This is a genomic window from Mesorhizobium sp. f-mel (genome assembly GCF_053850215.1).
Genome location: NZ_JBSPTO010000010.1, coordinates 129,466 through 142,768, shown reverse-complemented (window position 1 = coordinate 142,768; position 13,303 = coordinate 129,466). Strand labels below are relative to the sequence as shown.

The window sequence follows — 13,303 nt, the reverse complement described above, 5'->3', positions numbered from 1 at the left end:
TCAGATCACGTCGATCGTTCAGCTTTTTGGATTGCCTGGCGATAAAGTTCTGCGATGGCAGGTGCGTCGGGTTCCTCCAGCATAAGGGGACCGTTGCAGTCCTCAGGCCCGAAATAAAATTCGGCATGGGGCACCACTCGAAGCCATCGGTGCGGTGCTGCACCTGATCGCAGCCAGGCCCTGTTCGGAAGGAATATGCATACTCGACCCGAATACGGCGTGGGAATGTACCGCCGCAAAGCCGTGATCGCCGTCGATTTGAGTCGAGCTCTGCTCGCCAGCACCGGATCTGTCGTGACAGGCTCTTTGCTTTTGCGAACCAGGGTCACGAGGGCGCGGACGCGCTCGCCGAGATTCCGGAGGCGACTGCCGAAATATCGGAGACGGGCGCCGAATGTCGGCAGCTTCGCCATCTCTCGCAGGAACGAAACGGCGCTACGCCTGGCAAAGAAATACAGCAGACGCGGCAATTCCTTATAGGTGGTGGGGTGAAGAGGGCCAAAGAGCGCTAAGCATGGGACCTCCGCTCCGCGTTGACCCAGGATTTTCGCCAATTCGAAAGCGGTTGCAGCGCCGGAGCAGTAACCGGCGATGATGTACGGACCGGTGGGCTGATATTCGACGATCTGGCGGGCGAAGTACTCGGCGATATCTTCGACGCGGTCCATTGGCTCGCTCTGCCCATCGAAGCCAGACGGTTGGAGTGCGTAAAACGGTTGATCGCCGCCCAGGCGCTTCGACAGGGCCGAGAATGAGAAGGGCGCCCCGACATGCCCGGGTACGGCGTATATGGGCGTGCGTGCTCCGCGAGACTGCAGGGGAATGATCGCAGGCTGTTGCCCGGCCGCCGCCTTGGCCATATTCAGAAACGCGATGATCTCGCCCTTCCGGTCCCGCAACTGGTCGCGAAACTCCGCCGTCAGTGCGCCAGCTGGGGCGTTGCACCGCAGCCGGTCGCCCTCTACCCAGATCTTGATGTCCTTGACCGCGAGGTCTGCGAGAAGCTCCGGGAACTGCATCACGTCCGCCGACATAGGGCCTTCCGATCACTTTCTTCATGATTTACGACGGAGCTGAAGTGGTTCCCGCGTCCCAGCTGCTCCAGCACGACGGTTTCATCGCTGAAACTGCCGCCTCTTTCTCCGTACGCCCGGGACATGTCAGTGAAGCGCCGTCCCGTGTTCTCGACCGCGACCCACCGCGAAGTGTGGGAAACAAGTGCGGTTCGAATGAACTTGCGTGCAGTCCATGGAATTGGTTGAGGCTCCTCGTTTATCCGCAGTGCATCGTAAGTGAATGATGGCATCGCGGACACTTCAATTCCGGACTACCACTCAATTCCGGACTACCACGGTCCCGATGTACCCAGGTTTCGGTATGAACCTACGGACAGCCCAATCCCTTTCATCCCAAGAGAGGGGCTGTCCTAAGCCGCACCCCAGGGCCTTGGAGATAGCCTCCAGCCGGGTCCAGCGCCGGAGGAAGCCTTCCAGCCGGTCTTCCGGACCAAGGGCGGTGTAGGACCCATACTCGGAGGCGGAAAAGCAGAGCGCTGCGATCTCGTCCGCTTCGGGCACAGGGAGAACTGCCTCGATGTCCACCCCGACCTCCTGCCTGGTCGAGAGGGCGACGACCGCGACATCTCCGGATCGTGAGACGCTGAAGCGCAAATCGCGAGCAGGCATGCGGTGCGAGAGGTGGGGTTTGCCCAGGCGTCCATATTCTAGTTCGACGTCGGACGGCGAGATTCCCAGTTTGGAAGCGAGGACCCGGCGCAGCTGCCCACGGGTAGCGACAAAGCGGCGGCGGTCCCGCTCCAGTCTCGACCCCTCGGCGCGCCGACGTTCCTCTTCGTTGAGGCAAACGCCTATCTCGCGGATGACGTTCTGCGCCGCATCGAGCATGAATGCCAGGACCTCCAAACCATCACTCTCGAGAACCGGCATTATGATCCCGGGTCTCAGCTCGACTTTATCCAAAAAGTTTGGAGGGGGCGGTGCCGGCTCCACAAGAGGCTGACTGACGCCGAATCTGACGGGTCGAATTAATCGATGTCCCGGCCGAGCCGAGACAGCATGAAAATTCCAGCTCGCGCCCAATGCGCCATGGCGATCGTCCCCGCCCGCGCCAGAAAATCGGATAAAGTCGAGCTCAGGGCAGCAGTCAAAAGTCATACGTGGATTCCGATCGCTGGGAGTGCTCATGCGCACAAGTGCGATTCATTCTAGTGAACGGCAGCGCCATTCATTAGGGTTTCCCTGATGAAACAATCACGTAAGGGCGAAAGCAAGGAGCGCCTGGTGGATATTTTGATGTATGGATGGGCTACATCAAAAGACCCAGACATGCTGCTCGCAAGGGGTCTGCCGGAGGCGAAACTGCCAAACTTAGCTTGCCGGATTGACAATGAACTCGCGCTACAATGGCAAGGCCCTGGAAGTCCCGGCCGCGCGCCCTGAAGTTCAGCGCTTTTATTTGGTGGCGACTGCCGTGATGCCCATCAGGACGCGGACCAATTGATTGCGCCGCAACCGAGCCGGAAGCCATTGCAGAGCCCGTTCGATGCCGTGCAGCAGCCGGTAGGGCGGCGTGGCGAGCCAATATCCGGTGACCACCAGTGGGAACTCGATCGGGCGAAAGCCCGCCTGGAGCATCAGGGCGCGCAGTGAGCGGTAGTCGTATTCCCGCATGTGCGTGCCCGTCGCCACCTCGTCGAAATACATCGAGATATCGTGCGGCCCCGTGACGCTGCTAGGGGTCGTGCACACATAGTGCCCGCCGGGCCTGAGCACCCGGTGGATCTCCCGGAGCTGAGCCTCGGCGTCCTCCACGTGCAGATGCTCCATGAGCTGGTCCGAATGCGCCAGATCGACGGAGTTGTCCGCGAGCGGGATCTCGACCCCGTCCGTCTTCAGGAAGCGGAAATTGGCCGGAGCAACGGCGAAATCCACCAGGGCGTCCGTGACATCGAGGCCCACTACCTGACGGGCGATCCCGGACAGCGCGAAGGGCAGCGAGGCGTCTCCGCAGCCGATCTCCAGGTACATGTCGCCGCGCCCCATCAGAGGCTTGAGCACCCTGAACTGTTTCGCGATCCGGTCCGGGCGCGAGCCGACGGCGGCTTTCTGCGGATGGTCCGGCAGGCTGTTGAACAGTTCCGAATAGACCTCGGGATAGAGTCGGGAGCGCTCGTCGCGGGAGGCGGCCCGCAGCCGATCCGCGAGCCGGCGTTCGAGTTCGTAGTGCGCGATCAGGCGCTCGGGCGGCCGTCTGTCCTTGCAGCGCCGCTGGATCGCGACATAGTCAGGCTTCAGATTTGTCAGCACGCGCGCCCCATTCGATCTGCCCGCTTCTTGTGGCCTTGTCTGAGACCCTGGCGACCGGCTGGCGCGGCCCACCCGGCAGCCGAGCGGCCCGGCACAAGGGCCTTAGGGAAAGCCTCGGCCCGACAGTTGAAGTCCCCGGCCAGCACAGAGTGTATCCATGCATCCCTCGATGGCCTCCCAGTTTCTGACCGCGCCCCTCCGAGGTCGGCGACCCCGGAGGGCTCAAGACAAGCAGGAGGGCCCTGCGGCGGGCCACCTGTGACGAGGGAGTGACGGGCTCGGAATTGTATGCTGTATCCGTGGCCATGGCGCGTGGCTTTCACTTTCAACGATGGCCATCCCGTCCCGAACTGGTCGAGCACGGGTCGACGAGCAAAGCTCTGCCTTATCGTGAGCTTTCTCCGCCAGCGGCACAACTATCCCTTTGTGGGCACTCCTTCCGGATAAGGCACCGCCTTGGGCGAAGTCAAAACTCGGCCAATGAGCACATGGCTGCGGTGCTGCAGGAGCCTTTCAATGGCACACCGGATGTCCAACCCAGTCGCGACCGAGAGTCCCGTAAAGGCGACCGAAGCACCGGACGCCGCCATCACCGGCCGGCACACTGATGTTGGCGAGCGTCCGCCGATAAACGGTCCTGTCGGCCGCTGCGGTGAACCTCGCCCTGCTGGCGGCGGATCAGGTGGACCAAGGGGTACTCCCGCACGGGCAGAAGGGGGGCCGAAAGGCCCTTATTCAACCGCTTAATATGTGGCTACGTGGCTACTTGTAATCTATGGCTCCAGCGGTAGGGGTCGAACCTACAAGCCTTTCGGCGTCGCATTAACAGTGCGATGCGTCTACCAATTCCGCCACGCTGAAACATAGATTTAGACAAATCCAACCTCTCCTTGGTCCTCGCCTGCCGAAGGGCCCGCTGATCGATTGTCCAAGAACCTGCCCCCAATATTTGATACAGAGTGGCAGCTCCCTTTTTTCTCGACACTGCAAGCCGCGGCCTGTCTCATGTGAGTAGCAATGGTCCCTAGCACCCGCTTGGCACTGCGCAGCTTGCCTCTATGCGGCGCTCTGGACTGTCTCTGCCTATTGCGACGGCATTGGCGGTGGTCGGGCTGGCGGAACGCCAGAAGAAGTCGTGGACCTTCTGGAGAAAGCCCGTGCTGCGTTCCAAGTAAGAGCTTCCCCCGGTAAGTTGCACCTCCTCCCGGGACAAGACGGAGTTGTCGAAGTCGACCAGTACGGGAATGCCGTCGAGAGCCGGAAATCCAGCTTGCGACATTTCGCAGTCGGGGTCCTGGCATACGAAAGCGCGTGCTGGCGCACCCGACTGTACGGCCGCAATGCCCGATTTGCAGCGCGGGCAGCGCAAAAGCCCACGGACGAGTAACTTGGCTGTCGCGTCCACCTTGCCTCCAGTTGCTACCATCAGCGATTAAAAATAGCCGTTTTCGACCACAAGGATGCGCCGAGCAGTCAGGAATTATTACGCATTAGGGCGGCTGCGCTGCTGCGGGAGCCTCTCAACAAAACCAGTCGCGGCCGACAGGCCCATGAAGTGCACCCCATGGCGGAGATGACGCTGAGACAATCAGCACCTCAATTCTGGTTGATCTTTCCGGTACGTTGAAATCGGTGCAGTTTTGACGGAGCGCCAGATCACACGGCGTAGCGTTTCTTTGGCGGCTTTTGCTGCCTCCAGCAGCGCCGGGCCTGGATCGTCCCAGCGCCAGTAGGCGTTATGAATTTGATGACCCAAAGGATACAAACAGCCGGCGCCGAGGAGCCGGGCCGAGATGAAATCCCTGAATTCATCGCGCCAGACGTGCGTCGGATCAAGCTCTAATGGCGGGTCTGTCTGCCCGGCGGCGTCGCAATAACCGACATGACACAGATTGATGCCACAGAGGGCGGAGATCTCCACCTGCCCATCGATCCGGCCAACGGTTGGCTCGACAAACCGAAAGCCCCCGTCACGCTGGTCGCGCTTGTATTCCATGCTGGCGAAGCCGCTCGTCAAACCGATTGATCGGAAGAAGCGGATTGTCAGATCCTCCAATTCCTCGGCGACTTCCGGCGCCGCCCAGCAACTAGCAGTCACGCCGATCTGAGGCGGCCAGGAACGGCCTTTGCGGCCCGTAAAGGCGACCGAGGCACCCGGGCGCAGGTAGCACAGGCAAAAGTAGATGGAGTCATTCGACCCCTCAATCCACTCCTGAACAATCACCTCCCCCACCGTGTCCAGCACTCGCTCGCAGAGCAACCGAGCATCGGCTTGGGTCTCGATGCGATAGGCCTTCTTAAAAAAGCCGTCATACGCCGGGGAACGGCTATTTGGCTTCACGCACAATGGAGGCCGAAGGTCACTCAGGCCGTTCAAGTCACCGTGGTTTTGCGCCAAGAGGGTCCTTGGCACCGGAAAGCCACCGCGCTGGGCCAGACGAAAAAATGGCTCCTTCTGAGTCAAGTCGACCAGCAGTCCGTGGAGTGGGAGTTGGAAGCCGAACCAAGGAGCTACACGGTCACGGTACCGCGATACAGTCAACAGCGGACGGTCATCGGAAAATATTATTGCGCCGCCCTGAGGAATTACCTCTCTCAGTCTAAATAGTTCCTGCACGAACTCTTCGCCGACAAATGTGGAAACGGTAACTCTCCGGGCATATCGCGATGCAGATGCCACATCATACTTTTCATCAACTACTACAACGGGTCTAAGTCCCGCTTGAGCCAAGCTGCGTACAGCGGACAGGCCGTTTATTCCTCCTCCTAAGACTAGGGGTGTCGGCGCGCCATCGGTTGCTAGAGTGTGTTGCCGCGGATTTGTCACGTGACTAGGCATGAGAGCCGGCAATCCTAGCGAGAAGACTAACTTCCAATTGAATGGTTTAGGGTGGGCGTTTACAGACATTTCCGGGCTGAAGATGTCGACACAGAGGGGCGGTGCTGCCCCGTACTCCTACGGGGGGATTCTCGCCACGGCCTAGGCCGCATAAGACTCGCTAGATGCCTGGATATCGTGCGAGAGGTGAAGTCGGTGCCAAACACGAAACGCATGACGGGTCCAAACGTCGTAGTCGATACATGCCCCACGAAATACAATCCCGGGATGGACGACTCGAAGTTCGTGGATAGCCTCGGAGTTTTTCCGATCAGACGCAGCTGCTCGATAATTGAGGGGGTTAGAAAAGGTAGACGATGCACGTCGGCCTTATATCCGGTCGCCGCTATTACATGATCTGCCTCGACGACTTGAGTGTTGCCGTCCATGGAAACTAAGTTTAATTGTACTCCGTGCTCTGATAATCTCACCTCCTGCGGCAAGCGTCCCACAAGTAGAGGAACAGCTGCCGCTCGGTGTTTCATTGGCTCCCCTCCCGACGGAGAGGGAAACTTTTCTGCCATTTCAAGTCGATAGTACTCGGGGAAATACCGAAAGAGCCAAGGCAAGTCCGCGAGCAGTCGATGTTTCCAACCCGGGCCGATTCCAGAAACGGGGCATGTTAGGTGGCGTAGCACCGGGTGCGAGCCTGAGCCTCCCCACCGGCCACTGTAAATGATGGCCGGCTTGCGCGCGATAAGCTGAACGTTTACCCGCGCTTCGCTTAAGAGCACCGCTATATCTATTGCGGATGCCCCGCTTCCGAGCACCGCGACACGCTGCCCCCGGTATCTTTGCAGGTCGTGAACATCAGCGGCATGCGATAGCTTGTCGCTGGGCAGTCGGGAGAGCAAGTCGGGGATATGGCGGAAATAGGTTAGGCCTGTTGCGATCACCACCTTGCGCGTCCTGAAGGATAGTCCGCTCTTCATGCGAAGATCGAATCCTTCTGGAGCCGGAACTAAGGAAACGAGTTCCTCGGCTTCTACATCCGGCACGCAGCGTTTTTGGAATGCCAACCCGTAGGCGGAGAATGTTTCCAGCGGAATTGGAAGATCCAAATGGTCATAGGGACTGCCGTGCTCGATGCAGAATTGCCGAAGTGTAAAAGCATGCTCGGGATCAGAAAGGTTTGATGCGAACCCAGCTGACTTGAGCAGCATGCCCTTCGGCATCTTCCTTTTCCAGCTCTCCATCGGGCTGCCGATTATCCGGCAGTCGATGCCCTGGCCGTGCAAGTGTGCGGCTACAGACAGTCCATACGGGCCAGCACCGACGATGGTCACATCGCACATCGTATACAAAGCGCACCTCTCGTTGATCCTCGCCTGCCGAATAGCCGCACCCGCCGACCACTGTCCAAGAACCTGCTACCAATACCGACACTAAGTGGCGGGTCCTTTTTTGGCCGACGCGTCAAGCCGCGGCCTGTTTCATGTGAGCAACAATGCTCCCGAGCAGCCGCTTGGCACCGCGCACCTTGGCCTCGATGCGGCGCTCTGGATTGTCTCTGCCTATTGCGATCCACTTCAAGGGATGCTCCGCATTGGCCAGGTGGGACTTGTGCCCGGAGTAGCCTGCCAGAAAATCGTAACCGCACTCGCCACGTCCGATGCTGTCCTCAATAGCCAGAATATGGCTGATAAGCCCGGGCTTGAGCCGGCCGTCGCGCTCATACAGAAAGCCGCTTTGATAGTTGAGAACACAGCCGTCATGCACAAAATTGTACAGGACCCCAATTGTCTGGTCCCCAGCCAACGTTCGCGAGATGCGGACGGTCCCGGTGGGAACTCCGCGTGCAATGAGTTCCTCGTGAAATCGACGGAAGCTCGGATCGGCAAAGGCTCCCTTGCGTCCCCACCGCGCCTGATGAAGCTCGGCGAGCAAATCAAACGCGGCGAGCGCCTCCGATGTCACTTCCACAGTCCGGAACGCAATGGGGCCGCGTTCCGCATATAACCGCATGGCACGGCTTACCGCCTGGCGGGTATTGCGGCCCAATGTGGCGCGGTAATTTCCGCCTTTCTGGCGGACTTTGGCGAAATCGATCCACCGTGCCGTATCTTCTGCTTTCACCTCGGTAAGGAGGCCGGCCCGACCCGCGGTGCGACAAGCGGACAACTCGAAGTCCGGGCCAATTCCGGAGAGCACCAGTTGGTCAGAGTAGCGCAAGTGATGCGCCAAGGCCTCGAGGCAGGCCACCCTAGTGGCATCGGCCAGGGATCGCTCCGCAAGAATATCGTTGTATTCGATGAACAACCGATCGAAACGCACATCTCCGGTTTCATTGAGCAGCCAACGCGCCCGCGCATCCCGCCCGAAACTCCACGCCCTCCGCCGGCAAATAATAGCCAACCCAACGATCCTGCTTGACGTTTGAGCGACTAGAACATGTGGTTGCGCGCTCCCTGGCAGATGCCGCAGCCAAGTTCCGATCCAGAGCCAGGACAGATAGAATGAGTGAGTTGCTCGCGCTTCGAGCTCCTTCCAAACGGTCTCGAGTCTCGCAATATCCGGCAAGGCCTCCACGGTAACATCGATGACCGTATCCTGGCGCACGGCTTGCTCTACCGAAGCCACACAAGAGAGTTCCGCACCGATGGCTGAGACATCAAGAGGTCCTGATATACAGGTATCTTCCTGATACTTTTCGCATTGCGGCGGGAATGCCAGGAGTATCTTCGCTGCGCGCTGCTGTTCGTCCATGGAGTACTCGGGGTTTGTCCTGTTTGGAGAAGCTTCGTATCGCCAGCGCGGGAAGTGAAGACGCTATTCCTGACTACTCACGGCCGGCTAGTGGTGCCAATATTCCGAACTCCTGAGCGGAGGCGGACATGCTCGTTCATGAAGCGGTTCAAGCTGTCGGCGACGGCGAGTGGTCGTTTCGCGCTTCCCACTTCGTCACGACGAGTTCATCCACGCAGACCAGCCATGCAGACCACTGCTTGCCGGGCATCAATTCGGACCGATCCTCTCCTCCGTCACCACGCGGGCAGGGTCGACATCGCTTGGGTTGCACGCGGCCGGCAAGCCCTCGCAGGTCGGCGACAAGATCGGGTCCGACGAATCGGCCGGCTCTCTTGGCTCGCTTTCGCCCACGATGATGTTGACGAGGTCGCCTGGCTTCAACAGGGCCATCCCAACGGTCTCGATGCTGACCGGCCCGGCTGCCGATTGCCGCACGATTTGATAAGTTGCGCTGCTTGCGTCCTTCGCAAACTGGGTGCGGGTCACCGGCAACGTGTGCAGGACGCCTTCGCTGGCGTTCAACTCGCGCACATGGGCCGCGATCTGGCTCTCCGTGGCCTCGATCTCGACCTCCAGATCGTTCCTGAGGTCGGCCCGGGTCCGCAACACCTCAAACTCCAGCGACGCGAGGCGCTGCTTGGCGCTCGCGTACTGGTTGAGGGCGTCCTGCCGACGCTGTTCCGCGTCGGACAACTCACTCTGGATCTGAGCCATCACCGTCATGCTGAGAACTTTGCGGTCCACGAGCGTGCGCATGCTGTTGACGCGCTCCTGGCGCAGCTTGACGAGCTCGTCGAGCGACTCCATGCGCCCATAAGCAACAACATCCTGCCTGGCCGCCTCCAGCGCCCGCAGGCTCGCGCGCTCGCGATCCTTGCGGGCCGTGGAGACGGCCTTGCGCCGGTCGCTCTCCTCGTTGACTAGGTTAGCAGCTTCGGTCGCGCCGGCCAGCTCCAGCAACTGGCGCGGGATAGTGGGTGCCGTGCTGTCGCGCTCGGCCTTCAGCACCGCCGCGCGCGCGAGCAACTTCAACATCGCATCGATCGCCCCGCTCCGCTTCTGGGTTTCACGCACGGTTTCGATCTTCTGCCACGGTTCGCTCTCGGCCCGGTCGAGTCCGCCGGCCAGCGCGATCGCATGCAGGATCGTCATGCCGGCAGCGTACTTGAACGAGCCTGGATTCTTGACCGGCCCAAGTACGTAAATGGGCGGGCGCTCCAGCGACAGGATGTTCACCAGTCCCTCGCGGCCCAGCAGTTGATTGAAGGTTTCCACCAGATCGGCCTGTACCTGTTGCGTCGACCGGTTGGCGACCGGAATGGAGCCAAGCAAAGGCACGGAAATCGTGCCGTCCTCTTGGACAATATATTCGCCGCTCAGTTCTGGACGCTGCTGGATGCCGCGCAAGGCCGAGGACGCGCGCCCCCATTTGTCTTCTTCGACTTCGACGCGCTCGTAGAACGCGACCTTGAGGCGGTCGCCGATGCCAAACAGGGCTCCGATTGACGCGCCTGGCGCATTGCTGAGGGCTTTGGGGCGCTCGGCACTGGCGGGGACGGCAGGGATGGCACTCCGCTCGACCGACGCCACGGCCCATGCATCCGGTCCCGACGCGATCGCGCGGGAGGGTTCGGCCATGGGTTGGACCGGTTGTTCTTGCCAGCTATCGATAGCAGCAGACACCTTCTGCACCACGGCTCCGGAGGCATCCGCGACCTTCTGCGCCACGTCGCCGGAGACATTCTCGGCCTGCTTCATCACGGCTCCGGAAACACCCTCGACCTTGTGCACCACAGCTCCGGCGACGTCCTCGACCTTTTGGATCACGGGTCTGGAAATAACCTCGATGGCCCCCCAGTTTCTGATCACGCCCCCTCCCAGGGCGGCGACCCCAGAGAGCCCTAAGACAAGCAGGACGGCCTTCATTCCCCTGCCGCGGGGCACCAGTGACGAATGAGTGACGGGCTCGGATTTGTATTCTGTATCCATGGCCATGGCGCGTTTCTTTCAATGGTGGCCATCCCGTCCGAACTGGTCGAGGGTCGACGGACAAGGCTCTGCCTTATCGTGAGCCTTCGCCGTCAGCGGCACAACTATCCCTTTGTGGGCACTCCTTCCGGATAAAGCGCGGTCTTGGGAGAACTCGTCCAATAGCCAGGTTGCTGCGCTGCAGGAGAACTTCTTTGATGGCAAACGGGACAAAAGCGATCGAACGCAACGAAGAGGAACTCTTGGTTTACCGACGCAGCGTCTCGAACCGCCTGCGGCTCCGACATGCATTCGCAGGATGGCTGGGCCGTTTCCAACTTCATCATCCAGCTCCTGGAAGGACGAGCCGATCACCATCTACGACTCCTAGTTGCAAACACGATGATTCCGCTAGCGGAGCGGCTGAAAGCCGGGCTCGTGCCTTCCCCAAAGGTCGTAGGCCTGAGAATCCGGATAGGCCTCGACGATGCTGCCCTACGCCTTAAGAGGGTATTTTGGGGTAGGGCTTTCCAAGCGTAAGGTGAAAAAAGAAACTGTGCGGTGGTGCGTGGAGCGCCCTAATCGACGCGTGTATCTTAATCGCGCAGAGCGAGAAGACCATGATGACAAGGCAATCTTTTATCACAGTGCTTGTCGGGCCGAGCGAGTTACTCCGGGAAGGCCTTAGTCGAATCCTGGATGCAGCAAATTTTCGTATTCTTTTCTCTGCGGCTTGTGTTCACGATCTTCTGCAGAAGCCGCTACCCCAGCACCGACCCATCTTGCTCATCATAGATGTCGGCGGCATCGATGCGGATGCTGAATTCGCACAAATTGCAGACTTTAAAGCGATTTACCCGACCTGCCATGTCGTTGCGCTAGCCGATTACTGTCGAACGACCGATATAGTTTCAGCTCTTCGTGCGGGGGCTGACGGGTATTTGACAAAAGCTGCTGCTTACGACACTTTCGTCAAAGCTCTCGAATTGGTTATGCTAGGGCAGATGGTGTTACCTGCAGAAACTTCGACGTTTCTTCAAGATGTAAGGCATGGTCTGAAACATGACACGGTAACTGACGAGTTAACACACGTGGCTGTTAAAGTGGAGAATGAGGATCGAGAACTAGTAATTTTGTCAAATCGGGAAAGATGTATTTTATGGCGCTTGATCGAAGGGGAATCTAACAAAGCCATCGCGCGCGAGATTAACATCGCCGAAGCTACAGTGAAGGTACACGTCAAGGCCATCCTTCGAAAGATTCGGGTCCGCAACCGGACACAGGCTGCAGTTTGGGCGATGAACCATGGTATGCTTACGCCCCCCTCTGGCAATGGCTCGTCGGGGAACGAAAAGATGGCAACTCAGCAGTCTCACCATCCGCAAGATCTACTTGAAGCACAAAAGGGGTACCACTAATAATCATCATCCGATAGACCCGCTTTCCCGTCCTGACATATCGTCATTCGGGCTTGTGCGGTCACTTGCCAAAGCCTAGCGGTAGCGTTGGATAAGCGGCACGGGCTTCGGCCGAGGCCCTTCCGATTAAACTCGTCCACATTCGAACCCGCTGATTTCGAAGACAGCTATTTCCCCGCCTATAGCCGATCGATAAGCAGTGGCCGACGGATGCAGATCACGGGTTGATCCCGAGGACTAACGGGAGGTCAACCAACCGACCCAGAACGTCTTTCGCGATCACCTGATGCTCGAATACGAGATCCCGAATAGGACGGCGATCTTTGCCAGCCCAATGCATACGTGCCGCTCACGGCCGACGTGCTCGAACACTGCCTCCCGTGTTCGTGGAGGGACTCGATCTTGCACTCCAAGGACGGGTTCGACCGCGAGACATTCGCCGGGCTTGCGAGGCTGCGGAATGGAATGCCGGGCACAAGATCATTTCGCCGAGGCGTTCGCGCTCCGGAAGTTCAAAATCCTTTAGCAGTTTGTACATATTCTCACACGAATAACGGTGGATCAGCGTATTAGATCGAGCGAAACGGCTTGAACTCACCGCGTGAGCTGATTAAAAACGGATACATACACAAGGCTGACGGATTTTTACTACCATTTTGAATTCGAGGGGGATTCATCAAAATGGGCAAAGAAAAAATTGCTTGTGGATTGTCGTTCAGCGAAGTCCGGATCGGAACGGTCGAGGGCGGAGAAGCCGGGGTTCTGGTGTGGAAACGCGACCAACTGGTGGCGGTCCTCACCCAGATTGACGAGGAAGCCTACTCCACGAAGGGCAAATGGTTCCTCGAGACGGGGTTCGGGCTGCTGAGCGGGCAGCACAAGAATTTCGATACGATCGAGGAGGCCATAGGATGGGTAGGCAGACACACCTTCCCCGAGCCTGCTTAGATCGCAGATTGAGCGGC

General features: G+C 59.1%; 9 protein-coding genes and 1 tRNA gene. 2 read left to right on the top strand and 8 right to left on the bottom strand.

The window, feature by feature from the left end:
* Positions 1 to 5: 5 nt before the first annotated feature.
* The 8 genes from ACWUKX_RS15425 to ACWUKX_RS15390 all read right to left on the bottom strand — a co-directional run bounded on the left by ACWUKX_RS15425 (position 6) and on the right by ACWUKX_RS15390 (position 10,947).
* A complete protein-coding gene (locus ACWUKX_RS15425) occupies positions 6 to 1,034 on the bottom strand; it encodes a TubC N-terminal docking domain-related protein (protein WP_456007763.1) in 1,029 nt (342 codons plus the stop codon).
* Between the two features lie 300 nt (positions 1,035 to 1,334).
* Positions 1,335 to 1,946, bottom strand: coding sequence for a 4'-phosphopantetheinyl transferase family protein (locus tag ACWUKX_RS15420; RefSeq protein WP_456007761.1), 612 nt, complete (start codon positions 1,944 to 1,946; stop codon positions 1,335 to 1,337).
* A gap of 525 nt (positions 1,947 to 2,471) precedes the next feature.
* The gene (locus ACWUKX_RS15415; RefSeq protein ID WP_456007759.1) at positions 2,472 to 3,326 is read right to left on the bottom strand and encodes a class I SAM-dependent methyltransferase; all 855 of its coding nucleotides are present in this window, start codon (positions 3,324 to 3,326) and stop codon (positions 2,472 to 2,474) included.
* Between the two features lie 776 nt (positions 3,327 to 4,102).
* A tRNA-Asn gene (locus tag ACWUKX_RS15410) sits at positions 4,103 to 4,187 on the bottom strand.
* A gap of 727 nt (positions 4,188 to 4,914) precedes the next feature.
* Entirely contained in the window at positions 4,915 to 5,790 is an 876-nt protein-coding gene (locus tag ACWUKX_RS15405) for a hypothetical protein (protein WP_456007757.1), read from the bottom strand.
* Between the two features lie 434 nt (positions 5,791 to 6,224).
* Entirely contained in the window at positions 6,225 to 7,499 is a 1,275-nt protein-coding gene (locus ACWUKX_RS15400) for an NAD(P)-binding domain-containing protein (RefSeq protein ID WP_456007755.1), read from the bottom strand.
* A gap of 121 nt (positions 7,500 to 7,620) precedes the next feature.
* Positions 7,621 to 8,910, bottom strand: coding sequence for a GNAT family N-acetyltransferase (locus tag ACWUKX_RS15395; RefSeq protein ID WP_456007753.1), 1,290 nt, complete (start codon positions 8,908 to 8,910; stop codon positions 7,621 to 7,623).
* Positions 8,911 to 9,159: 249 nt separating this feature from the next.
* The gene (locus tag ACWUKX_RS15390; protein ID WP_456007751.1) at positions 9,160 to 10,947 is read right to left on the bottom strand and encodes a polysaccharide biosynthesis/export family protein; all 1,788 of its coding nucleotides are present in this window, start codon (positions 10,945 to 10,947) and stop codon (positions 9,160 to 9,162) included.
* Between the two features lie 593 nt (positions 10,948 to 11,540).
* On the opposite strand from ACWUKX_RS15390, the gene ACWUKX_RS15385 reads away from it, so the two are divergent.
* The gene (locus ACWUKX_RS15385) at positions 11,541 to 12,338 is read left to right on the top strand and encodes a LuxR C-terminal-related transcriptional regulator (RefSeq protein WP_051695254.1); all 798 of its coding nucleotides are present in this window, start codon (positions 11,541 to 11,543) and stop codon (positions 12,336 to 12,338) included.
* A 681-nt stretch (positions 12,339 to 13,019) separates the two neighbouring features.
* Positions 13,020 to 13,286, top strand: a complete 267-nt coding sequence (locus ACWUKX_RS15380) for a hypothetical protein (protein WP_456007749.1) — start codon at positions 13,020 to 13,022, stop codon at positions 13,284 to 13,286.
* The last annotated feature ends 17 nt before the right edge of the window (positions 13,287 to 13,303 follow it).